We start from the raw sequence: 23705 nt of genomic DNA, 5'->3' as shown, positions 1-23705 counted from the left end.
CGCTTCGGTTAAAAGTGCATATATTGCCAATTATTGCTGGTTTAACACAGCCAAAACAAAAGACCTTTACCGCAGGCGGTAAAGGTCTCGCTAACAACAGTTGGTTGCCAGCAAAGCCGGGGAATGTTCCCGTCATGACGACTTTGCTGTACAAGCTACTCCCCTTTAAGGACTATGGGTTAATTTTAGAAAAAGATCCTTGTTTCGTCAAGGATTTTTAATGCCAATCCTTGAGCCAGACTTCCAACTTTCGTTTGAAGCGGGTTCCGAGTGGTTCCTTCCCTTCTCCCTGGTTTGTTTTCTTCCACTCGTTATAGCTAGCGATTCCGATCAAAAGCGACCCAACGGCAAGAAGATAGCCCCACCAAGGCAGATTGCCCCAGAACGGTCGTGTCTGCAGGAAGAGATTTAGCAACAGGACTCCAGCGCCAGTGAAGAAATAAGACTTTATGCGCAGGAACATTCCAGCAAGCATTGAAATAAGTGAAAGGGTTCCAAGTAGCAGAGCATCATAAATCGTATTGCTCTGTAGGCCGTCCTGGATGAGGACCAGTGCTGTAAAAACGAGTACAGCCCACTGAAGCTTTCCAGTCAGATTCGTGTAGCGTCCTTTCAACGATTTCCTTAGAAAAATTACAAGTGCTACGAATGGAAGAACAACTGCTTCCATCTCGAATAAGGACGGAATATCCAGATGTCCAATCACTTCATAATATGGTTGAAGCAGAAACGCTCCTGCACCGATTGGAAGAAAGAACCCCGCCTTTGTCCCAACCCTGTCACGCTGAAGCCAAATTGCAAACGATAGCAGCAAACCCGGCAGTGGTGCAAACCAAATGGATGAATCATTAAAAGCATACATTGAGCCGAAAAAGAATAGCGAAGCAATGGTATACCAATCAATAATTGAGTTCTCAATCTGGCTTGTAAGTTTTGCAAGTTGGCGATAAACAAATTTTCCAGTGAAAAGATGGATAAGGCCAAGAGTACCATACAGTGCCAAAGCTGCTTCTTTCGTGAAACGAGCCCCTGTCAAGTATTCCATCGTTGCAAAAATGACAAACGATATTGGAACGATGCCGAGCAGATCCCATTTCATCTTATGCAAAAAGACCAAGGTTCCCGCGGCGTATAGGATTGTGACTGCATACGGAAACATTGTAAAAGGGTAAGTAAATGTAAGGAAAGCGATGCCTAGCATTGAAAAAGCTGTAAAATAATATGCAGCCCATTTTTTCAGATTTCCCTTTAACGCGAACCAAACAATCAGGACCATAAGGCTCGTTACCGGAAACGCATAAACGGCTGTTATTTCCGACCATGCAAGTTCAAATCCTTTACTTAAAGATAAATAACCCGAAGTAAAGGCAGCATACATAAACACAATTTCCTTCCAATCCTCTTTGGCAATCGAGCTGCTTACGCCGTAAATGGCAACGGCCACTGCAAGGCTGTAAATGCACCAATCCGGATAGGCTGCCCATACTAGCATCAATGCAGCCGGAAGAACAGTATGCCCAGTCCAGGCAAAACTCTGAAATAAAAGGCCGTCCCTTCTTTTAAAACCAAGTGCGAGCAATAAAAGGAATGCAGCGCCTCCTGGAATAAGAATTGTTTTTGCAAAACCACTTAGGTGCATGAGGTTGGATGCGGAAGACATGATTGAATAATAAAAACCTAGTGAAACGGCGCTTAGCAAAAAAGCAACGGCATTCAGCCTGTGTGTTCTATATAATAGCCAATAAACAGCCAATGCCCCAAATACAAGTACAGGCCGGACGATGACTGGGTCACACTCTCCTATAGCGGATAAGAGCAATCCTAGAGTATAGAACAATTGCCCTGTGTAAAAAAATGATCCGGTAAGTTCCATGCTGCCCCGCTTCCTCCATAGGGCGGTTAGAGCAAGCAGGAGTACGCCGCCTGTCGAAAAATAGACTGGATGGCTATATTTCTCCCAGATCACAGGCCAAATTAAACCAGCCTCTTGGCCAAATGCCAGTACTGAAAGCCCGAGCGAAACCGGGACTGCCCACACAGCCATTTTTTGAAGTGTAAATCTTTTTTCGGCAAAAGTAACGGCCAGGGCAGCGGCAGCGAGAATAGCCAGCATAATCCCAAGCTCGAACCAATTTTGTACTCCTTGTGTCAACACGACCGCCAGAAGCATTGTCGCAAGCCCAAGGTCTCTCGAAGGATTCTTTAAAGGAGCTATCGTTCTATTTGCTCGCATAAAACCAATGAGAAAGAATACCATTAGGCCAGCCGTAAAAATGGCGGTCTGCTGACTAAGTGGATAAACGTGTTTTGAGAATAAAGCAATTGCCTCGTGTACGGCCGTTCCAAGGAAAAGCGCGCTTAAATACGGAAACAGCCTCTCTTTTTCAGCATGAGTTAAATAAAGGAAATTGCCAGCTATAATCAAGTATGCAATAACCAGGATAAATGATGGCTCACCAGAACGGAGCGAGATTCCCTCAATCGTAATGTAGAGAAAGGCTAGAACCGATATGGCGGCGCTCGTTAAACGAAATGCCCGTTCGAGCAGCAAATTACCTTTTAAGGCTTTTGGAACAAGCACAAACCCGAATGCGAGAAGAGCATAAAATATGGCACTGCCCGATTCAAGGAAGGAATTTTCGATCAACTGGTATGCACCATACACTAGCATTGCGCTAAAAATAAAGTGGTATTCCTTTCTTCCGCTAACATACATCATTGATAAATAAATGACAGCTGTAAGCAGCAAATTAAAGCTATAAACAAGTTGGTTGTCGAAGAAAAATAACAGTAGCAGTGTGGAAATGACAAGATTCGCTTGGATGAAAACAGGAAATTCTTTTGCAAATAATCGAAACGGCTCCCGGCCCCTCACTTTGAAGAATAGGAAAATGATCACTGCATTATAGGCCATGATACCGAGGTAAAAATAATCAATTGGCATGTCCAAGGCTGCTAATAAAAACCCTGTTCCAACCGATGTTGCAATAAACGTAAACCAAACGAACAATCGAGATTTCAATTTACTTGCAAAAAAAGCATATGCACACGCTGGCAGGATACTCCCTGAAAAGCCGAGTAAATAGCGGCCTTCCCCGTTTACTGACAAGTATGGGCCGAGCAGCCCAAACCAGCCTAGTGAAAGGACGTAAATTGGCAGGAATAAACTCCCCAACACGATGAAGGCGAAAGCAGTCTTTTCTATTTTAAGAACTTTTACAGACAAGTACGCAAAGCCATAAAACAGAAGTGAAACAAGTGCGATTGAACTGCTTTTCATTACGGGCGTCATTGTTTCCCAATTGCTTGTGGCAACAAACAAACCGCCAATCAGAAGAAATATGACCCCAATATTCAGCAGCCAGGAGATGTTCCGCTCCCTGATTTGTTCACTTGTTAATATCCTTTTTGGCTTAATTGGGACTGGCGGTCTTTGCACTGGCGCGGCAGCCTTGACAGTTTGAGGGTTTTGGATTGGAATTTGCTGTTTCCGTTCGGCCACACGGGCTGCCTCTCTTTTCCGGTCCTCAGCGAGAAGATCCTGGTGGTAATGAACATGCGCTTTCGCAACTTCATCCACAACGTCGGAAGGTAAATATCCCTCCTCTTTCATATTAAATAGTTCGCGCCTGAAGATCCTTCTGGCTTCACTTCTGAAATGAGGTTCCATTTCATTTCCCCCTATAAGAGCTTAATTTTATTGTAAAGATGGTAATAATTCCAAAATTTACATCCTGTAGTGTAATTTTACACTTTTGTAAGAAAAGACTCAATCTTTTTGTAGAAAATTTTTCTTCGCAAGTGTAAAGGATGTTATTTTGAAAGAAAAAAGGAATTAGTGTTTACGGAATAGAAATAGTAATTGAAGAACCATAAGGGGGAGAATTCATGGATCAGCAGCTTCGGGACTATTTACTACATAACAGGGAGAAGCAACTTACTGAATTAAAAAAGTTTTTAGCGATTCCAAGCATTTCCGCCCTGCCATCGTATAAGGTTGAAATGAGGAAGGCAGCACATTGGACTGCAGAAATGATGAAGGACATTGGATTGGATCGTGTTGATATTTTTACAGGGAAAGGTCATCCCATCGTCTACGGTGAATGGATGAAAGCAGAAGGCAAACCGACTGTCCTCGTTTATGGACACTATGATGTGCAGCCAGTGGATCCGGTTGAGCTGTGGGAGAGCCCTCCTTTTGAGGCTGAAATACGCGATAATAAACTTTATGCGCGCGGCGCCAGTGATGACAAGGGCCAGGTTTTTATGCATTTGAAAGCTGTTGAAACCATTTTAAAAACGCGCGACACGTTGCCAGTGAACATCAAGTTCCTTATTGAAGGAGAAGAGGAAATCGGAAGCCCGACTCTTCCTTCATTTGTTGAAAAAAATAAAGAGCTTCTTAAAGCGGATGTTTTGGTTATTTCCGATACAACCCTTCTTGAACGTGGGAAACCTGCCATTGTCTATGGGCTGCGCGGCCTTTGCGGCATTCAGATTGATGTCAGGGGAGCGGCCAGTGACCTTCACTCAGGACTGTACGGAGGCGCTGTGCAAAATCCGATTCATGCCCTTGTAGAAATTCTCTCAACAATGCGCGCGGACAACGGAGTCATCACTGTTGAAGGATTTTATGACAAGGTGAGAAAATTGACAGAAGAAGAACGGGCAGAATTTGCAAGCTTGGGGCAAAGTGAGGAAAATCTAAAAACGCAACTTGGCGTTCCGGATCTCCATGGTGAAGAAGGCTTTACTGCACTAGAACGAATGTGGGCAAGGCCTACCCTTGAAGTGAATGGCATTTATGGGGGATTCCAGGGCGAAGGAATCAAAACGGTCATTCCGTCTGAAGCCCATGCCAAAATCACCTGCCGGCTCGTTCCCGACCAGGATCCCCAGGAAATAGCCGACCTCCTCGAGGAGCATGTTAAAAAGGCGGCTCCGGCTGGTGTTACGGTTTCTGTTTCCCAATTCGATAAAGGGGCTCCTTTCATTACACCTTTCGATCATCCCGCCATTCAGACTGCGGGACAAGCATATGAAGAAGTTTATGGGGTTCCGACCGCATATGTTCGAGGCGGTGGTTCGATTCCAATAGTGGCCGCGTTCAGCGAAATCCTTTCAATTCCGGTGGTCATGATGGGCTTTGGCCTTTCGAATGAAAATTTTCACGCGCCAAATGAACACTTTAACTTGGAGAATTTTGACAAAGGGTTGGAAGTGATCATCCGTTATTTGTTTAAGCTTAGCAACGGACTTTGAATATGAAGAGGCAGCCATAGAAGTGATGGCTGCCTCATTTTATTAATCCTTCTTCCCGTCGACGAATTTTCCGTAGTCAGGGATGGCGATTTCGTCAAATTTTTCAACGAGCATTTGTAAATTTTCTCGCAAGGTTTCCCCTTCCATTGGCCTGCCGTGACCGGTAATGGCGATGGTTGGATGCAGCGACGCCAGTTTTTCGACCGACGTTCTGGCGGCTTCCCAATCTGGGGTTAGATACCTTGGCGGTCCGCTAATTTCTTGTTCTTGAGTAAATACTTTATAAAGGGATTCCTGTTTTACCGTGACAAACGCATCCCCGGCGATTAGAGCACCGTCCGACTCACGATAAAGGGATACATGGCCTTGAGTATGTCCAGGGGTATGAATCCACTTCCAGCCTTCCATAAACGGAACTGAACCGTCCATCGGTAAAGCCCGAAGATCACCCTCAACAACGATTGCTTCGTTTGGATAATACGGCGAAATTTTGGCGAGCAGCCCTCCTTCAACCGTTGGGTCCGGCTCAGGATAATCCTGCTCACCCTGTAAGAACGGCAATTCCAATTCGTGTGCGTAAACTGGCATTTTCCACTTCTCTATTAATTCCGTAATGCCGCCTATATGATCAAAATGACCGTGTGTGAGAATAAGTGCTTTTGGTGGATTGTTTTTGCCAAAACGCTCTTCGGCCTCTTTGATAATATTATCGCCGGATCTTGGCATACCGGCATCAATCAAGACCCAATCATTCCCTTCGCCAGGCTGGCCGTAGAATACGACATTGACAATCTGAAAGGGGAAGTAATACAAGTCACTTATCACCTGTTGGCCAATGCCGCTGTCAATACTCGTCATTGGGATGAATCTGTTTTCTGCTTTGTTTTTCATTGTCTAACCTCCAATTCTTCACTCTTTTTATCTAATACCCAGCTTGTCCTGTCATCATTCACGGTTTAGGTTTGTTTGATTGTTCATATTCTATCCATTATGGAAAAAGCTATTTGCTCTGCTATGCCGGTCTTGCTATACTTAGATGATATTGAATGATGTGGAGGCACATATGTTATCCTTTGAAGAAAAACTTAAAATTATTGAAGCGTTCGAAGAACTTACAAGAAAGAATGTTTCGCTCGGCCGTGTGAATTTTCAATTCGAAGAAAGCGTCACGGACAAAAAGAATGTCGTCTATCACCTGCATCCAAACGGGAATGGTTTTGTATACGGAGCGGGATTGACTGGTTACGAAACGGATGACAGGGGCTTGGTGAACATAAGGGACTTTACTGCCGAGGAATTGCAGACGATCATTAGAAAATCCATTTCCCAGCTGTCCGAAACAAAGCCCGAGACAATCATATCTGATGACCAGGGGGCACCGGAACGCTGGCTGGGCAAAAATGATACCGTGCTGAAGGTTGTAAACGAGGATGAACTTTGGAACGTTTACTACGGTGTGAACCTTGAGGAAAGCTTTGGAACATACCGTGAAGTCGAGGAATACATGGCCGAAGAAGGATTCAGGAAAGATTAAATGCTTTCCAATGAAAGAGGCTGGCAGCCTGTATTGGCGCCAGCCCCTTTTGTATAAAATTTTCAAATGATCGTAAACTCTCTCCACTCTTCAGGAAATAGGGCCAGGTATTTATTTTGCAAAAAACGGTCATCGATGAGCAGAATTGTGCCGCAGTCCTCTTCGGATCGGATGAGCCTGCCGCCTGCCTGTAAGACTTTATTCATGCCCGGAAAAGTATAGGCATAGTCATAACCTGGTCTTCCTGCCGCAGAATAATATCCCTTTAGCAAATCTCGTTCAAACGAAATTTGGGGCAGCCCGACTCCTGTAATGATAACTCCTGTAAGCCTGTCTCCAGGAAGATCAACTCCTTCGGAAAAGATCCCTCCCATTACTGCAAATCCTACCAAACTTCTTTTCGATCTTGCCTTGAAATGCGAAAGAAAAGAGTCGCGTTCTTCTTCGCTCATCTGGGAAGTCTGCATCATAACAGTCACACCTTCCTCCTCACAAAATAAGCTGTGGACTTTTTCCATAAACAAATAGGACGGAAAAAAGCAAAAAAAGTTGCCCGGCCGTTCTTTCACTAACAGTTGAATTGTTTCGGCTATCAGGCTATAGGAGGACTCCCTGTCACGGTATCTTGTCGATAATGGGCTAATGAACATGTCTATTTGTTCTTTATGGAAAGGTGACGGAATGGAAACGAAACGATCTTCATCTTCAGAGCCGAGCATTTCCATAAAATAATCCTTTGGTACAAGTGTTGCCGAAAAGAAGACTTTTGTTCGATAGCCCTTCCCTGCTTTTTTTACAAACTCTGATGGATCGAGGCAAAAGATTTTTACAATCATATCCCCTTTCTCAAAGTGCCCATACAGTTTGAAACATTTATTGAATAAACTCGCTGCTTTCAAAAAATTCTGGCTGGCATAGTAGGCTTCAAGAAGTTCGTCAGCGTTCTGTACATTCGATAAAATCTCGTTCTCTGCTTGTTCACTAAATCCTTTAATCACTTCAGTCAGTGTTTCTGGTATCTCTCCGAAAAGAATTTCTTGATTTCCTATCGCCATTTTTTTTGCATCGATGAAGAACTTATTAACTAAGGAAGCTGCTTTAGATAGGACAGGATTTGTTTTTTGATACGTTCTTTTCAATTGAAGGAAAGTTTTCTTACTGAGTGAAGCCGAAAACATTTCCCTGGCCCGGTCAGGGAGGTTATGAGCTTCATCAACTAGAAGGACTGATTTTTTCTTTTTTTCATCCACGAGCCTTTTCAGAGAAATGCGCGGGTCATAAATATAGTTGTAATCACAAATAATAATATCTGATAAGTAAGCAAGATCAAGTGAAAACTCAAAAGGGCATAAACGATGTTTTCTCGCATATTCCTCAATGACTTCCCGTTTCATCAATTTTTCATTTTCCTTTATATCAAGAATCGCTTCGTTAATCCTGTCATAATATCCTTCTGCGTATAAACAGCCTTCACCTGGACAGCACCCTTGTTCTTTAAAACAGATTTTTTCTTTGGCAGTCAATGTCACGGATGAAACATGCAGGCCGTCTTGAATCATAAGGCTAATAGCCTCCTCAGCAGCTTTCCGCGTTGTCGTTCTAGCTGTAATATAAAAAATATGTTCTATGTATTCTTCCCCTATAGCTTTTATGGCCGGGTAGAGAGTGGAAATTGTCTTTCCGATTCCAGTTGGTGCATTCACATACAAATTTCCGTCTCCCTCCCGAATGGAACGAAAAACGGAGCCAGCAAGCAATTTTTGCCCGGGCCTGAAGCTTGTAAAAGGAAACTCAAGTGACTTGGCACTCTCAGTTCTAAGCCGTTTTTGATGAAGCTTCATTTTTGCAAAAGGCGCATAAACCTCTAGCATACGGAGTACATTTTCCTCCAACTCTAATTTGGAAAAAGATAATGTGAAGTGTTTTTTCAAGTAAGTATCTCTTTGAACATAAGTAAGCCTGACATTGATAAATTCTAGGTCATTCTTCACAGCCGTCATGTATGCATAGCACTTTGCCTGAGCCCAATGGACAGGATAGGAATCGGCTTCTATGTGATCGAGGCTGCCAGAAGTGGATTTGATTTCATCAATAACTGTTATTGAGTCTTCTTGCAGCAGGCCGTCGCACCTTCCCTCGAGAAGGAAATTGATTCCCTCAACTTGCACCACTAAACTAAGCGGAACTTCCTTTTGGTCCCCTTCCTTATATTGAGTCTGAATATGTTGATGGGCTTTTGTTCCTTCAGTCATGGAGGCAGCTGTTTTAAACCCCGATTCCAAGCTGCCACTCTTATAAACGTATTCCGCAAGAGCTCTCGCAGGTATTTTGACCGTCTCCATCCTAAGCCTCCTATCCGAATGTATGTTCTTTTATTTTAACATAGGAGAATAAAAAAAGAGCGAAGAATTCAATTCTTCGCTCCCTAGTCTTATTCCTGTGTATCCACTACTGGACCATCTGTTTTAATATATTCGTAATCCTTCGGGTCGATTGGAGTATAGTCGTCAGGAGTATAGAATCTCAAAAGGTCCTTCAAGACAATTTCATCGGACATTTCGAGCTCGGTTTTAATTCGCTCCGCTTTCTCAGTGCAAATCGCTTCGTCGTCGACCAGTTCTCCTGTTGCTGAATCGTAACATTTCTCATTTACCTGTGTTACTTCAGGTGACACGAAATCACCATTTCTAAATCCAACAACTTCGTGGTGATTTGGTGACAGAAGGTCTGAGCCAAACTCAAGGAAATCTTTCGTATCGATTCCTAGCAGATGCAGGGCAGTCGGCCTTACATCGATTTGTCCGCCGAATTTATCAACCTTTTCGGCTTTGACTCCTGGGACGTGGATGAATACAGGTACCCTTTGCAGTTGGGCGTTGACAAATGGTGTAATTTCCTCTCCCATGACTTGGCTCATCGCCTTGTTATGATTTTCAGAAATGCCGTAGTGATCTCCGTACATGACGATCATTGTATTGTCATAAAGCCCGCTTGCCTTTAGATCATTGAAGAATTGTTCAATGGCTTCGTCCATGTAGTTGGCAGATTGGAAGTAGTGGTCCACTACATCATTGCCGGTTGTACCCTTTGGAAATACCGTATCGCCTTCATCCATTTCGAAAGGAAAATGGTTGGAAAGCGTAATGAATTTTGTGTAAAACGGCTGCTTTAAGCTTGCAAGCAATGGAATGGACTCTTTAAAGAATGGTTTATCCTTCATTCCATAGTTTTTCGTCTCTTCATCTTTCATTGTGTAGTATTCAGCATCGAAGAATTTGTCATATCCGAGCGCCTTGTACATGACGTTCCTGTTCCAGAAGGTTTTATAGTTTCCGTGGAATACCGCGGAAGTATAACCATGGCCTTTCAAAATCGCTGGCGTTGCATGGAACGTATTTTGTGCTTTGTTAATAAAGACAGCGCCTTGGGACATTGGATAAAGTGAATTTTCCATCAAGAATTCAGCATCGGAAGTCTTTCCCTGCCCTGTCTGGTGGAATACATTTCCAAAGTAAAATGTGTTCGGGTCCTTGACCAGGGAATTCAGGAATGGTGTCACTTCCTGCCCATCCAACTTATAGTCAATGATAAAGCTCTGCAATGACTCAAGTGAAATATAAACGACATTCATGCCCTTAGCCTTGCCGAAATATTTCGGATTTGGCTCGGAGTAGTTCGCGTTCCTGTAGTTTTCGATTTCGGTAATGTCACTGCTGTCAGCAAGTGCGCGCTGACTTGATGATTTAATGTTTTGGACCGCATCATAAATGGTAAAGTTATTAACTCCAAGGTATTTCACAAGGTAAGCACGGTCAAAAGAGCGGCTAAGCAGCTGAGGGCGGTCTTTTTCAGCTAGCCCGAGGTTAAAGAGAAAAACTGTAACCGCAAAAAGCATGGCCAGGCGGAACGAACGCCTTCCAGTGTCTCTAAACTTACCAAATGCTTTTACTGCAAGGACAGCAAGCAAGATCGTGTCTGTGAAATAAAAAATATCCGAGAACGACATGAGTGACAGCGCACTGTCACCGAGCTGCCCGGCATTCGTTTTTGTCTGCATCAATACAGGGATCGTAATGAAATCATTAAAGAACCTGTAGTACACAATATTTGCGTATAGCAAAAACGAAAGAATGAAGTTAATGATTGTAATCAGTGTAAACTGGATCTTTTTGCGGAATAAAAGAGCAAGCCCGAAAAAGAGCAGTGCGGAACTGACTGGATTGATGAACAGAAGGAATTTCTGCAAGCTGTTATCAATCCCAAGTTTAAATTCAATTTGATAGGCAAAATACGTTTTTAGCCAAAAGAGGATGACTGCCAGGAAGAAAAAAGAATATTTTTTGTTCTTCCAGTCTCCTGTAAGTTTTCTTTGCATCATGTAGATTCTCCTCTCACTTACCGAAAAAGACAGGTAAACGAACCTAGACTACTATAACACATTACCGGGAAAAGTGAAAACATGAACAATGCCATTTAATGGCGATAACCACCGATATTTAACGTCCTTTTCATTCTTTTTCCAACAAAATGCGCTCAAGTTCGCTATCCCTTGCCGCCCTTTCTTCCTCGGTTGCAAGATCATATTTTTTTAGCAGGTGAAAAATTTCATTCAACGTTTCCTGATTCCGGCTGGACCCAAGCCTGGCCAAAAAACCTTCACGTATATTAGACGGTAAAAAGTCCTTTTGGGTTTCAAATTTTTTTAAAACATCCTCAAGTGAGTGATCAAGATTGCATTTTCCCAAGTTGCTTCCTCCTTTTAGTGGTGTATGATTTTCAATCATTAAATGTTTATTTGCTAGCTTCTTTTCATGCAACATGAAAAAAGGAATAACAGAAAGGTCCTAGTAGCGCAGAAGCAATGAACATGAGGTGTCTAGATCGGTTGCATATAAATACCCCAATTTGAGATACTTTAAAACCAATTATCGTTAGCATAGCATGGTTGCTTGCGATATAGGAGGGTCTTTTATCATACTTTAAAGCCCTTTTAACTTTTCAACTAGTTTTGCTGTTTGGAGCTTTTGCTTCGCAATGCCTGAATATATAGTATACCTCCATAAGCCAAAACAAAAAAGCAAAAAGGAATATCAGCTCAAAAGGGAAAGAATTGGCTGAATTATTTAGGTATAACACTCATGAATGACAGCGCATTCAAACCGACATATATAATAGAAGAAACATGGGTAAAAAGAAGTGGTTCTCAAGGCTTTTTTTCCATCAATGAAAAACTGAAAAGAAATCATTCGCCGAACAGTTGAAGGAAAAAACACATTATTATAGGATATATTTTTTTGCAATGAGAAAAATAACATAGATTACATATAAAAAGGAGGATTAACAATGGACGTAAACCGAGTCAGGCAAATCCTTTCATCCTCTGCCGACATTGAGGTAACGTATAACGGCGCTTCCGTTTGGATCGATGGTCTCCATGAAGATGGCCAAATGGCAACAGTCCATTTAAGAGGTCCGCTTGAGGAAAGGACAGTCATTGATATAAAGGAACTGAAAGAACAGTAAGAGTATGCCCCGCCTTCTTAAGGCAGGGCTGTTTTTTATTTTCCAGTTTTCCCGCCCTTGATGGATGATGGACGAGGTTGTTCATTTCCGTTTATTCCCGTTAAAGAGTCCCTGGCAAACGGACCCCTATCTTTACCGGCACCAGGTGCGACCGTCGACATTGGCAGCTGTTCTAATTCCTTTCCTCTTGGCATCGTATTCCCTCCTTGCTTTAATTTTGCTCAAAGGGGACGGTTTTCATCGGTTTGGACGATTGCCAGTTCCTGTAACCGGATGCCCGGGCGGAAGGTTCATATTTCTTCATTGGCTTTTTCTGCATGACTTCCCTTAAGTATGGAAATCCTTCATGATTTGGCTGTTTTAACAATGCCATTAGCTGGATAATATCATCCATTGCCCTATGCTGCTGGGTTCCTGAAATGCCATGTGCTTTCAGGAGGGAAAGAAGGCTTCCGCTCTGAAACCCGTACTTTTTCCATGGGATATTCCTCATCGTACAGTACCACTTTAAATCATTTACTTCAGGATACATGTGATAAAGAAAACTTCTGTCAAATGAAGCGTTGTGCGCAAGGATTGTATCAGAGTAGCTGAACATCTTTTTTATTTTACTGTCATCAAATACCTTTCCGGCAACGTGATCGAATGGGATTCCATGGACTCTATATGCACCGGGGTAATTTCTGAGTGCTGCTGCTGAAAGCGGCTCCCTTAAAAATTCTGCTTCTTCAAGTGTATCGACAATTTCTCCTGTTTCTTCATTATAAGAAAACAAGATCAGACCAAGTTCAAAGATTTCATCTGAACCTGGTTTTAAGCCGGTTGTCTCTGTATCTGCCAGTAAACCGGTTTTTAATCTAATGGACATTATTTATCCCCTCCCAGAGATTCACTCACGCAAAACGAACAGTCTATGTACGTGTACCCTGTTTCCTATAAAGATTGACACAGGAATATTTTTCCGCTTAATCATATGAAATCTGAACCATTTACTCACAATTTCGATTATACTTGAAAAAAGGAAATTTTTTAAGGAGGGAAATTTACATGAATAACCACGAAATTGATTACAAGATTTACGGGGATGATATGCAGTTTGTAGAAGTCGAACTCGATCCCCGAGAAACCGTGATTGCAGAAGCTGGCGGCCTGATGATGATGGAAGATGGCATTTCGATGGAAACCATTTTTGGGGACGGTGCTTCAGCCGGCGGCGGATTAATGGACAAGCTTTTTTCCGCAGGTAAGCGAATACTGACAGGGGAAAGCCTATTTATGACAACATTCACCAATGTGGGGACCGGAAAGCGCCATGTTTCCTTTGCCTCCCCTTATCCCGGCAAAATTATCCCAATGGATTTGAGCGAACTTGGCGGGAGGATTATCTGCCAAAAGGATGCATTCCTTGCAGCAGCTAAAGGCGTTACGATCGGGATTGAATTCCAACGGAGGATTGGCGCCGGATTCTTTGGCGGAGAAGGCTTCATCATGCAAAAGCTTGAAGGTGACGGAATGGCTTTTGTCCACGCCGGGGGAACGATACATAAAAAGGACCTTCAGCCTGGTGAAGTGCTAAGAGTTGACACTGGGTGTCTTGTTGCGATGACCTCAGGAGTAGATTATGATATCGAATTCGTTAAGGGCGTAAAAACCGCGCTTTTTGGCGGTGAGGGACTCTTCTTTGCTACATTGAGGGGACCAGGCTCTGTTTGGGTCCAGTCACTCCCTTTCAGCCGTTTGGCGAGCCGCGTCTTTGCAGCAATGCCGCAGAGCAGCGGTGCCAAGGATGAAGGAAGCCTGGCAAAAGGACTTTTCAATATGCTTGATGGCCGCTAATAGCGTTCAGGTTTTTGGTGCTAATTTCCTGCTTGTATTCCGGCAGCTTCCGTGGTAGACTAATTGAGCGATGAGCTGAATTGTGTAAGTCGGGGAACACTCCTTTCAGGAACATGCGAATGTGGCGCATGGTTCTCCGCCTCAATACGCGAAAAAAGGCGCCTGTCACTTGACAGGCGCCTTTTTCTTATATGTTTTCAAACATTTCTTCAAGCAGCTTTTGGCCGCCAACTACGGCTTCTCCGCCTCCCTGGGCAAAAAATTCACTCCCGCCTCCCCTGCCGTTTATTTTGAGGAGAGTTTTGCCAAGCAATTCTTTCATATTCCCTTCCGCAACTTTCCCTTTTGCACATACGATTTGCAGTTTTCTGTCGGTTTCTGATACAAAAATAACCCTGGATTCGATTTCATCATTCACGACCAAGCGCGCAAGTTTCTGCATTTCCTGAATCGGCCTTTCTTTAAACACCGCGGCCACAGTATATTCGTCTTTCTTCGACTTCGCCCGTAATTCTTTTGCTTCGAATTCAATCAACGTATCCTTCACTTCCTCAAGCTGTTTTTCCAGCTGCTCTTTTGCCTCTAAAAGACGAAGTACTGCCTTTTCCAATCCCTCCTGTGGAGCATTAAGGAGCGGAGTTAATTTTGCAACAACCTGCTGTTTTTTTGAAAACTGTTCAAAGGACCTTTCACCAGCAGTAAAAGTGACTCGCGTTTTTTTCTTCTCTTTTTCCGTCCCAAGCACCTTTATCAACCCCGCTTGTCCAGTTGAGGATGGGTGTGTGCCTCCACACCCGTTGTAGTCGAAATCCGGGATGATGACTAGGCGGATGTCTTCATTGACAGATAATTGTTTTCGTAATGGGAGAAGTGTTGCTTCTTCTTTTGTCACCCATCTCGTTTCGATTGGACGATTTTCGAGCACGATTCGGTTTGCTATCTTTTCTGCTTCAAGGATTTGTGATTCCTCAAGACCTGTTGTTTCAAGGTCAATCGTCGATTCTTCCCGGCCAAGATGGAACCCGACCGTTTTGTATCCAAATAAATTGTCGAAGGCGGCTGAGAGGATATGTTGGCCGGTATGCTGCTGCATATGATCAAACCGTCTGTCCCAGTCGATTTCCCCGTGAATACTGATTTCTGCTCCCTCAATCCTCTCATCCAGAAAGTGGCGGACTTCGCCATCTTCCTCCTCGACTCCAATCACTTTGACTCCATTCAATGTGCCGGTGTCATGAGGCTGGCCACCCCCTGTCGGGTAGAAAGCCGTTTCTCTCAAAACAGCAATCCAGTTTCCTCTTTCATCTTGCTCCTGCTTGACAAGTGAAGAAGTGAATTTTGTGAGATAAGGGTTTTGATAAAATAATTTTTCTGACATAACAACTCCGCCTTTATTTGAAAAATGAATTTAAACTTATGGAACTATTATAACAATAACCAAAATGCTTTTACCTTGGAATCTTCCATGATTAACCTCTTTTCCCAATTGTTAATGCTGGTATTCTACTGTATACTTTAAAAAAACAGACAAGCCAAAGGGGGGATTCAATGCCACATCGTTTCTTGGCCGATTACAATACACATCAATTATTAAATAAGATTAGAGAAAATATTTTGATTGCTAACGCGGCTTTTGAAATTGTTTATATTAACGATTGTGCGAAAAGTCTGCTCCAAAAAATTGGTCCTTACGTAGGTATTGAAAACCCCGATGCATTTATTGGCCAAAGCTTGTTTCGGTTTCATGGTGATAGGCAGACCGAAATTCTTAGAAATGGACCTTTTCCCCATTCAGCCCAGATAACTTTGTTTAAGACTTTTACAGCACAAATTGTCGTGGATAGACTGGAGGGCGATAATGGCGTTCCAATCGGGTTTCTTCTAACATGGAAAGATGTCACAGAATATGAGGCTGCATTAAAAGAAGGCCAGGAGCTCTTAGCAGAACTGGACATTCCAGTTATTCCAATGACTCTCGATAATATGATCCTTGTGCCGATACTCGGTAAATTAAACGGCGATCGGGTTGCCAGGATGGAAAATAAAGTCCTCGCCTACTGCTCCGAATACGATAAAGAATCTGTCCTATTTGATTTTACAGGCGTCACGAGTGAATTCGATCCAACGATTGCCTACAGGCTGAAGCTTATGGTTAAATCCCTTCATTTAATGGGAGTCGAACCAATTTATATTGGAATTCGCCCGGATTTGGCCAAAGCCATTGTCCAAAACAGGATTGACCTCGGTGTTAAAACGTTTCAGTCTTATAAACAAGGAATTAAATATTTATGGCGAAAACACGGATATCATTTAGTGAAAATCGAAGAATAAAAATTCCCCCGGTTGCGTTTACCGGGGGAATTTCTACATTCCGTGGCTGTTCATTTCATCTCGCATATGATTCATATGCGACTCCACATAAGCCCTTTCCATTCCACTCACATTCGCTTCATTTTCCTTTGGATCTGTTACCTGAATTCCATTTTTCTTGTACCACCAATCAGCCAGGAAACCAACTCCGATCAGCACAGCCGAAAAGATAAGAATAATCCAGATCAGCATAAATTCACCTCTTTTTATGATATAAACAATCCGTTGTCTATAAATCATAAAATGATTTTCATCTAACCTTATTATACAATTTTTCCCTCTAAAAAAGTATAATTTTCGCCAAATTGATAAAAATAGGTCACGCAATCGTCATGATTTGCTCATCATTGAGCAAAAGGAATCCATTATAATGGAGATGGGAAAATTAGTATAGAATGGATGGTTGATGATGGCAAAATTACTTTACATTTCTGCAAACCCCAAAGGTGCCGGGAAATCTAAAGGGATGCAAATTGGCGAGGCGTTTCTTGCCTCCTTCCTAGCATCCCAGCCTGATACCGAAATCCTGAAAATCGATTTGTTTGATTTTGATATGGCCCGGATGGATGCGGACCTGATTTCAGCCCGCGGAAAACTGGCCGGATACGGAAAGTCATTTGATGAGTTGACCGAAACGGAAAAAGAGAAAATCCTTAAAATGCATAAGCTTGCAGATGAATTCATTGACTATGATTATTATGTATTCGTTTCACCCCTATGGAATTTAAGCTCTCCTGCGGTTTTGAAAACCTTCCTTGACAATCTTTTTGTCACTGGAAAAACATTCGTCCACACTGCAAACGGCCCGAAAGGATTGCTTACTGGAAAAACCGCAATCCATATCCAGACGAGAGGCGGCCTTTATACGGGGATGCCAATGGAAGCTCTTGAATCTGGTGACCGTTATTTAAAAATCGCCCTTCGCTTCCTCGGGATTGAGGTGCTTGATTCAGTTATCGCTGAGGGCCTGGATGCCTTCCCGCAAAAAGTGCCCGAAATTGTTGCCGATGCGAAAACCAGGGCCATCGCTGCCGCTAAAGAAATGGCACGTATACCTGTTGAAGTATAAAATAAGCCAGCCTCGTGATGTCGAGGCTGGCTTTGGCTATTTTCCAAAAGAAAAAATCACTTGAAACAGGACCTTTAGGTTAATGGATATCCCTCTTTTTAAAACGGCCGCCGCGTACTTCGGAGATATCGGCGAGTGCGAGGAACGCTGTGCTGTCGTATCCCTGGACAATGTCTTTTAACTTGGCTTCTTCCAAACGGGTAATGACGCAGAAAATGACTTTTTTATTATCACCGGAGTAAGCGCCCTCCCCTTCTAGATAAGTAACCCCCCGGCCAAGACGGTTAAGAATCGCGTCGCCAATTTCTTGGTAATGTTCACTGATGATCCAGGCTGATTTCGATTCTTCCAGGCCTTCGACAACGACATCAATTGTCTTGAAGGCGATAACGTACGCAAGGATTGAATACATGGCCCGGTCCCAGCTGAAAACAAATCCGGCGGTACCAAGAATGAAAACATTGAAAAACATAATAATCTCACCAACGGAAAACGGTGTTTTTTTTGTAATCAAAATGGCGAGGATTTCTGTTCCATCCAAAGCTCCCCCGTAACGAATGACAAGTCCGACCCCTATACCGAGCGCCATGCCGCCAAAAACTGAGGCAAGCAGGATATCATCCGTGAACGCGGGAACTGGATGGAAAAGTGCGGTGAAGACCGATAAAACAGCGATTCCAAAAATCGTGGATATGGCAAATGTTTTGCCAATTTGTTTGTACCCAAGATAAAAGAATGGAATGTTGAGGATAAAAATAAACAAACCGAGGCTAGTGCCTGTTACGTGGGATAGCATGATGGAGACACCGACAATACCGCCATCAATAACGTTATTCGGGACTAGAAAGATTTCCAGCCCTACCGCTGTCAGAACAGCCCCGATGAATATTCCAACAGCCCGCACCAGAACCTGTACCTTGGTCAGGCGTTTATGTGTTGGTTTTACTTGTACCAAATCTACCATCCATTGACCTCCTTTCTTTGCCTATTTTCATTATACAGTAACAATACCCGTCCCACCCGGGCAAATGCCAAAAATAACAAAGTTTTTAGGCGGGTACATGCATTCGGCTGGAGTTTCCAAAATGTATGGTTTAATCTTTGGAAAATGGGTGATAACAGTAATGAGTACTTTAAAAGGAGGCGGGATCATGGAAAGTGAAAGAGAAATTAGGTACTGCGAAAATTGCAAGCAGGAAACAGAGCATCTTGCCCTCGAGGACTCATTGGAAATCGAATACCATTGTGCCGTCTGCGGCCAGAATACGGAAGTGTACAAAAATTATTTCTAATAGCGTTGAAGGACTGCCTTTCCCAGTCCTTCCCCTTTTTGTTTACTTGCTGGTGAAATGGCTATAGCCAACAGCGATTCTAGTGTAAAATCACAAGAGCTATCTTTCAAAAAAAAATAACTATAAATTCTTCAAATTTCATTTGACGTTTTGCATAAGAGAGGCTATAATAATTTTTGTGCCATAACGTTAGGCTTAATACTTTCTAATCATGTCCCAGTAGCTCAGTACGCCGGAATAAGCTTCCATGAATATTCTTCAGCGCACCTGCCGAGCCGCACCTTGAATTCACTTCCTGAGGCAGGGGTGGGATATTGCGAACACTTTGTGTTAACGAAACTTCATATTAAATTTTATCATGTCCCAGTAGCTCAGTAGGATAGAGCAACAGTTTCCTAAACTGTAGGTCGGAGGTTCGAATCCTTTCTGGGACGCTAAAAAACCCTTGCAATCGCAAGGGTTCTTTTTTTTAAATTGTTGTTGATTCAAGCTTTAGTCAAAGCAATAATGAATTTTTTGATAGCCTGAGCGCATTTCAATTACCCGTTTGCGAACATTTTCCGCCGTGTCCCTTCCTTCCAGGACCCTGACAATATAGTCGGCGATGATTTCCATCTCAGCTTCCTTCATGCCTAACCGTGTTATTTCAATTGTTCCAATACGCAGCCCGCTTGGGTAATCCCAGTCTTCAGGTTTATCACTCGGAATGAGATTCTTATTTGTAATGATATTCGCTTCGGCCAATTTATGAGCCACATCCAAGCCCCCGCCAAAACGTTTCACATCAACTATAACTTGATGAGTTTCCGTAAAGCCTTTATGCGCGCCGAGCACAGTTAAACCTCTATCATGCAATGCCTTAGCCAATGCCTTGGCGTTCACTACAATTTGTGCCATATACTCTTTCCCGAATGCTAAAAATTCTGCAGCTGAAGCAGCTAATGCAGCAACCCGGTTTACTTGATGCGTTGCGGCAAGGGCCGGGAAAATCGTATTGCAAATAGGCTTCGTCAATTCTGGATCATTCCAAACAATAATTCCGCTCTGAGGGCCGCTGAACGTTTTACCGGCCGAGCCCGTCATGACACAAGCCCCTTCATTTAATGGATCTTGAAATTGTCCGCCTCCAATAAGTCCTAGCTGATGAGCTCCATCAAAAAAGATTTTCCCTCCCCATTCACTTACAATCTCAGACATTTCTTTTAATGGAAATGGGAAGAGCGTCATTGAGGCTCCAAGGGTAACAAGCTTAGGTTTTACCTCTCTTGCTACTTTTGCAAATTCATCTATATCCACAACCAAATCAACAGGATCCATCGGAACATCGTAAATATTCAATCCGCGAATTCCTGCAGGCCCGTCATAGCGGTTGCTTGAATGGCCGCCAAATGGCTGGGCAATCGTTAGAATATTGTCCCCTGGCTTTGTTAGAGCAGCATAGACTGCCATATTTCCAATCATACTGGCAACAAGGCGATGATCCGCATAATTGCTGTTAAATACCTTTTTCAAAAGCTCAACACATAGAGATTCAATTTCATCGATATATTTCGTTCCGGAAAACCATCTTTGTGTCGGCCCTATGTGGCCTTCCGCCGCCCTTGTCCCCACTTCTGAAGCTAATAATTGGCGGACGGTAGGGCTTGTTGGTGCTTCAGGAGCCAATAAGTTTAAACACTCCTGTCCTCTCCAAATCGCATTTCGATCAACCGCATTAATAATTTCTCTCTGAATCAACCTCGCAGAAGAACTCTTATCAATAATATCCTTTGCCCAATCCAGAACTTTAGAGTCATGAACATCAACATTTTCAGTCTTTGTGGTAAGTAAAGTCATTGTTCTCCTCCTAAATTTAAATTTAAAACATTTACAATAAACACGACTTTCTAACTGGCCAATTCTCCATTGTTAGATTCCTTCATGTTTCTCTTGGGTGATTGAGCAAAAGAAAACTGGGCGTTACCTATAAACCAATATATCGCATATTAAATAATCGGTCAAACTATTTTGCGTATTATTTAAACTATTCTAACAACTTTCTTTACTTTTACTCTTCTTCTCTTAATTACAACTCTTGGGCTCGTACCACATTTTGCTTAAACAGTTCATTCGACAACTTTTTTTAAAAAAAAGAGTATAACGGCTGTTATACTCCACAAAAGTTTTAATCTGAATCTCCAACAAGGAGCCTTCCTAAACTTAGCCAATTCTCCTCAACAAGAGAGCTGGCTAGGTTTTGATTTTTGGTCCGGCAGGCTGAAATGATTTTATTATGCTGCTCAATCGATTTCATTCCATCAAGCGAGCTGAATTTTGAAAATTCCAGTCTACGAACTTTAGGCATGATGCGCTCTAAAGCCAATCCTATTTCATGATTTCCAGAAGCTGATAAAATAACTTCGTGAAATCGATCGTCTGCTTCAACCGCATGTAACACATCTTTATTCTCTAACGCCTTTTTTAATTGGCCGTTGCTTTCTTCCATTAATTGAACATCCTCTTCTGCCATGTTCGGGACTGCAAGGCGTGCAGCTAATCCATGCAAGGCTGCAACAACTGTAAATGCGTTTTTCGCCTCCTCCAATTGAATTTCAGTAATACGGGTTTGGGAACCCGGCAATGATTCAACAAGGCCTTCATCCTCAAGCTTTTTTAACGCTTCCCTAACAGGTGTTCTGCTAACACCAAATTCCAAGGCGAGGTCTTTATCTTTAATCCGTTGACCTGGTTCTAATTCCAATGTAACAATCGCTTTTTTTAATGCCTCATACACTTGATCCCTTAAGGGTGGGCGTTCAATCGTTTTTATTGTTCTCATAAAACCAATATATCGATTCTGGTTATGACTGTCAATTTACAAAACGTCGATAATAACCTTAAACTCTTATTGCCGCAGTGTTTTTGCTTTGTTTTATTTCGTAGAATGGCCTACAATGGATTTTCACCGTCAAGTGAAAGACCTTACCTAGTCACTAAAGCAGGTGGAGAAAAACAACAACGTACATACATAGGAGGAAGAACAATGGCAAGAAGAACGTATCAAGCAAAAAGCGCATCAGCATCCGGTCCTTATTCACATGCGGTAGACGCAGGTGATTTCGTTTACTTTTCAGGACAAACCGCAATGAATTCTATAGCAGAAGACAAAAAGGCAAGTAACATCGGGGACCAAACAAAGCTGTGCTTTGAGCATTTATTTAATGCACTGGAAGCGGCCGGCCTCACACCAGATGATGTCGTAAAAGTAAATGTCTTTCTAACGGATATGAAACATTTTGCCGAAATGAACGAAATATATGCAACGATGTTTTCCGAACCATATCCTGCTAGAACATGTGTAGCTGTTTTAGGACTGCCGCTTGGAGCGGATGTTGAAATCGAAATGATTGCAAAAAGAACAAATTAAAATGGAGCGTCTACCCGTATAATTTACATTTAACAGGTAGAATTTCAGATGAAAAAGGCTTCCACTCAAGAGTTATGGAGAGCGGGCGGAGATTCTCTTTTTAGGTGCAGATCGATATGCATTGCGAAGAAAGCTAAAGGTCCTTGTTTTAGGATTGTGTCGGCCCGCCTCCGTTTTTTACTGTCCCTCCCAGCAGCCCCCTCACAATTTCCCAAGGCTCTCTTTTTGTCATCATCATTAAATATGATTCGAGTTTTTCCATATGATTCTTTTGCTCATTCTCATCGCTAAAAAATGCTAAAATTTTCTCCTCAATAGCTGAGCTTTTGGTTGTATGAGCATACAGCGGGACAACGAGCCCATGCTTTTCAAGTGCCTGCAAATTAATCTCCTCCTGCCCGGGAAGCGAATGATAAATAAACACCGGCTTCCGTTTAAACAGGCATTCGCTTAACGTGACACCTCCCGGCTTTGTCAAAACGGCATCATTCTCCTCGTACAGTTTGTTCATCTTCTCCCGGCACTCTATGTATCCAAGCGGTTTAACATGGGGGTTTTGCATCGCTTTTATCTTTTGCAAAAGGGAAATATTCTTCCCGCACAGGACTGAATAATGAATACGCCCAGTCTTCCCGATCGATAAGACAAGCTGTTCAATTGAGCCTACCCCAAGGTTTCCGCCAGTCACAAGTACGGAAAGTGGAAGTGAGGGGCTTTTCGTTCCGTCAGCGAATGCTTTAGGAATTTTAGGATGAATTGGGATGCCCGTTAGATAGATCCGCTCCTCCCTTACTCCCCTGTTAAGTAAAAAACTTTTCACTTCCATTGTCGGAACTAGGTGGTAATCAATCGTTTCTATCCCCCACACTTGATGAATAAAAAAGTCTGTATACACATTCATGACGGGAACTGTAACCTCTCCATTCTTCTTCAGCTGATTGAGAAGATAAGATGGCAGCCCGTGGGTACAGACAATGAAGTTAGGCTTTTGTTCGTTCAGAAGCCGGCGGATGTGACGGAGGAAAATGCTTTCGTAGAGCCTGAACCGTTTTGTTTTTGCCAGGTTCGTATAAACATTCATACGATAAACACGGCTATAAATTCCAGGAAATCGTTTAATCCATTCAAGATAAACGCCGGAAACGATTCGCTCGATAGGACCGAGGCTGTAAGACAATATGTCGACGGTTTCACACTGTATCGCCTCATCTTCTAAATAAATTCCGTCTATAATCGCCTTCGCAGCCTGGTAATGGCCGGATGGGATTTTTAAAAATGGCATAAATAATATTTTTCTAGCCGGTATTGTTTCTTCCATGTGTACACCTCTGACTGCCATTATGGTACGAGTTCCATCAATTGCTATAGGGTTAGGTATCAATTTCCCTGTATAATGAAGGACGGGGGTGAAAC

General features: G+C 42.8%; 22 protein-coding genes and 1 tRNA gene. 10 read left to right on the top strand and 13 right to left on the bottom strand.

What is annotated here, in order from left to right; genetic code table 11:
• The first annotated feature begins 23 nt into the window (after window positions 1–23).
• Window positions 24–221, top strand: a complete 198-nt coding sequence (locus D1B31_RS24130; RefSeq protein ID WP_118919742.1) for a hypothetical protein — start codon at window positions 24–26, stop codon at window positions 219–221.
• On the opposite strand, the gene D1B31_RS05455 is transcribed toward D1B31_RS24130, so the two are convergent.
• Window positions 218–3670, bottom strand: a complete 3453-nt coding sequence (locus D1B31_RS05455) for a DUF2339 domain-containing protein (RefSeq protein ID WP_118919741.1) — start codon at window positions 3668–3670, stop codon at window positions 218–220. The two genes, D1B31_RS24130 and D1B31_RS05455, sit on opposite strands and share 4 nt — an antisense overlap.
• 218 nt (window positions 3671–3888) lie before the next feature.
• Here D1B31_RS05455 and D1B31_RS05450 point away from each other — a divergent pair, with 218 nt between their 5' ends.
• Window positions 3889–5262: a dipeptidase gene (locus D1B31_RS05450; protein ID WP_118919740.1), complete on the top strand. Its 1374-nt coding sequence runs from the start codon at window positions 3889–3891 to the stop codon at window positions 5260–5262.
• A gap of 42 nt (window positions 5263–5304) precedes the next feature.
• Here the strand turns inward: D1B31_RS05450 and D1B31_RS05445 are convergent, their stop codons facing one another.
• Complete coding sequence (locus D1B31_RS05445; protein ID WP_118919739.1) at window positions 5305–6153, bottom strand: MBL fold metallo-hydrolase; 849 nt, start codon at window positions 6151–6153, stop codon at window positions 5305–5307.
• Window positions 6154–6325: 172 nt separating this feature from the next.
• On the opposite strand from D1B31_RS05445, the gene D1B31_RS05440 reads away from it, so the two are divergent.
• Window positions 6326–6796 carry a hypothetical protein gene (locus D1B31_RS05440; RefSeq protein WP_118919738.1) on the top strand — a complete coding sequence of 157 codons (471 nt, stop codon included), beginning with the start codon at window positions 6326–6328 and terminating at the stop codon, window positions 6794–6796.
• A 62-nt stretch (window positions 6797–6858) separates the two neighbouring features.
• Here D1B31_RS05440 and D1B31_RS05435 read toward each other — a convergent pair whose 3' ends face one another.
• The 3 genes from D1B31_RS05435 to D1B31_RS05425 form a co-directional block, all read right to left on the bottom strand.
• A complete protein-coding gene (locus D1B31_RS05435; protein WP_118919737.1) occupies window positions 6859–9138 on the bottom strand; it encodes an ATP-dependent DNA helicase in 2280 nt (759 codons plus the stop codon).
• A gap of 89 nt (window positions 9139–9227) precedes the next feature.
• Window positions 9228–11174 (bottom strand): lipoteichoic acid synthase, encoded by a 1947-nt coding sequence (ltaS, locus tag D1B31_RS05430; protein ID WP_420846066.1) that lies wholly within the window; start codon window positions 11172–11174, stop codon window positions 9228–9230.
• 130 nt (window positions 11175–11304) lie between these two features.
• On the bottom strand, window positions 11305–11541 hold the full coding sequence (locus D1B31_RS05425; protein WP_118919736.1) for a group-specific protein: 237 nt from the start codon (window positions 11539–11541) through the stop codon (window positions 11305–11307).
• Between the two features lie 598 nt (window positions 11542–12139).
• Here D1B31_RS05425 and D1B31_RS05420 point away from each other — a divergent pair.
• A complete protein-coding gene (locus D1B31_RS05420) occupies window positions 12140–12319 on the top strand; it encodes an H-type small acid-soluble spore protein (RefSeq protein WP_118919735.1) in 180 nt (59 codons plus the stop codon).
• Window positions 12320–12354: 35 nt separating this feature from the next.
• On the opposite strand, the gene D1B31_RS24590 is transcribed toward D1B31_RS05420, so the two are convergent.
• A complete protein-coding gene (locus D1B31_RS24590) occupies window positions 12355–12513 on the bottom strand; it encodes a hypothetical protein (protein ID WP_192894733.1) in 159 nt (52 codons plus the stop codon).
• Between the two features lie 17 nt (window positions 12514–12530).
• On the bottom strand, window positions 12531–13187 hold the full coding sequence (locus D1B31_RS05415) for an exonuclease domain-containing protein (RefSeq protein WP_118919734.1): 657 nt from the start codon (window positions 13185–13187) through the stop codon (window positions 12531–12533).
• A 179-nt stretch (window positions 13188–13366) separates the two neighbouring features.
• Here D1B31_RS05415 and D1B31_RS05410 point away from each other — a divergent pair, with 179 nt between their 5' ends.
• Window positions 13367–14155: a TIGR00266 family protein gene (locus tag D1B31_RS05410; protein WP_118919733.1), complete on the top strand. Its 789-nt coding sequence runs from the start codon at window positions 13367–13369 to the stop codon at window positions 14153–14155.
• A gap of 187 nt (window positions 14156–14342) precedes the next feature.
• On the opposite strand, the gene D1B31_RS05405 is transcribed toward D1B31_RS05410, so the two are convergent.
• A complete protein-coding gene (locus D1B31_RS05405; protein ID WP_118919732.1) occupies window positions 14343–15533 on the bottom strand; it encodes an alanyl-tRNA editing protein in 1191 nt (396 codons plus the stop codon).
• Between the two features lie 170 nt (window positions 15534–15703).
• On the opposite strand from D1B31_RS05405, the gene D1B31_RS05400 reads away from it, so the two are divergent.
• Window positions 15704–16486, top strand: coding sequence for a hypothetical protein (locus D1B31_RS05400; RefSeq protein ID WP_118919731.1), 783 nt, complete (start codon window positions 15704–15706; stop codon window positions 16484–16486).
• Window positions 16487–16519: 33 nt separating this feature from the next.
• On the opposite strand, the gene D1B31_RS05395 is transcribed toward D1B31_RS05400, so the two are convergent.
• Entirely contained in the window at window positions 16520–16765 is a 246-nt protein-coding gene (locus D1B31_RS05395; RefSeq protein ID WP_240035180.1) for a hypothetical protein, read from the bottom strand.
• 166 nt (window positions 16766–16931) lie between these two features.
• On the opposite strand from D1B31_RS05395, the gene D1B31_RS05390 reads away from it, so the two are divergent.
• Window positions 16932–17594 (top strand): FMN-dependent NADH-azoreductase, encoded by a 663-nt coding sequence (locus D1B31_RS05390; protein ID WP_240035179.1) that lies wholly within the window; start codon window positions 16932–16934, stop codon window positions 17592–17594.
• A gap of 79 nt (window positions 17595–17673) precedes the next feature.
• On the opposite strand, the gene D1B31_RS05385 is transcribed toward D1B31_RS05390, so the two are convergent.
• The gene (locus D1B31_RS05385; protein ID WP_118919729.1) at window positions 17674–18558 is read right to left on the bottom strand and encodes a YitT family protein; all 885 of its coding nucleotides are present in this window, start codon (window positions 18556–18558) and stop codon (window positions 17674–17676) included.
• A 187-nt stretch (window positions 18559–18745) separates the two neighbouring features.
• Between D1B31_RS05385 and D1B31_RS24585 the strand changes: the two genes are divergently transcribed.
• Complete coding sequence (locus tag D1B31_RS24585) at window positions 18746–18886, top strand: hypothetical protein (protein ID WP_192894732.1); 141 nt, start codon at window positions 18746–18748, stop codon at window positions 18884–18886.
• A 360-nt stretch (window positions 18887–19246) separates the two neighbouring features.
• Window positions 19247–19320 (top strand) — tRNA-Arg (locus D1B31_RS05375).
• A gap of 58 nt (window positions 19321–19378) precedes the next feature.
• On the opposite strand, the gene D1B31_RS05370 is transcribed toward D1B31_RS05375, so the two are convergent.
• Window positions 19379–20722 (bottom strand): serine hydroxymethyltransferase, encoded by a 1344-nt coding sequence (locus D1B31_RS05370; protein WP_118919727.1) that lies wholly within the window; start codon window positions 20720–20722, stop codon window positions 19379–19381.
• A gap of 328 nt (window positions 20723–21050) precedes the next feature.
• Window positions 21051–21704 carry a GntR family transcriptional regulator gene (locus D1B31_RS05365; RefSeq protein WP_118919726.1) on the bottom strand — a complete coding sequence of 218 codons (654 nt, stop codon included), beginning with the start codon at window positions 21702–21704 and terminating at the stop codon, window positions 21051–21053.
• A gap of 204 nt (window positions 21705–21908) precedes the next feature.
• Between D1B31_RS05365 and D1B31_RS05360 the strand changes: the two genes are divergently transcribed.
• Entirely contained in the window at window positions 21909–22292 is a 384-nt protein-coding gene (locus tag D1B31_RS05360) for a RidA family protein (RefSeq protein WP_118919725.1), read from the top strand.
• 148 nt (window positions 22293–22440) lie between these two features.
• Here the strand turns inward: D1B31_RS05360 and D1B31_RS05355 are convergent, their stop codons facing one another.
• Entirely contained in the window at window positions 22441–23610 is a 1170-nt protein-coding gene (locus tag D1B31_RS05355; protein ID WP_118919724.1) for an MGDG synthase family glycosyltransferase, read from the bottom strand.
• Between the last annotated feature and the right edge of the window lie 95 nt (window positions 23611–23705).

It is taken from the genome of Neobacillus notoginsengisoli (genome assembly GCF_003515685.1).
Taxonomy (GTDB): domain Bacteria; phylum Bacillota; class Bacilli; order Bacillales; family Cytobacillaceae; genus Bacillus_D; species Bacillus_D notoginsengisoli.
Note: the sequence above shows the minus strand (reverse complement) of the source record. Positions and strands in the feature narration are given on the sequence as shown.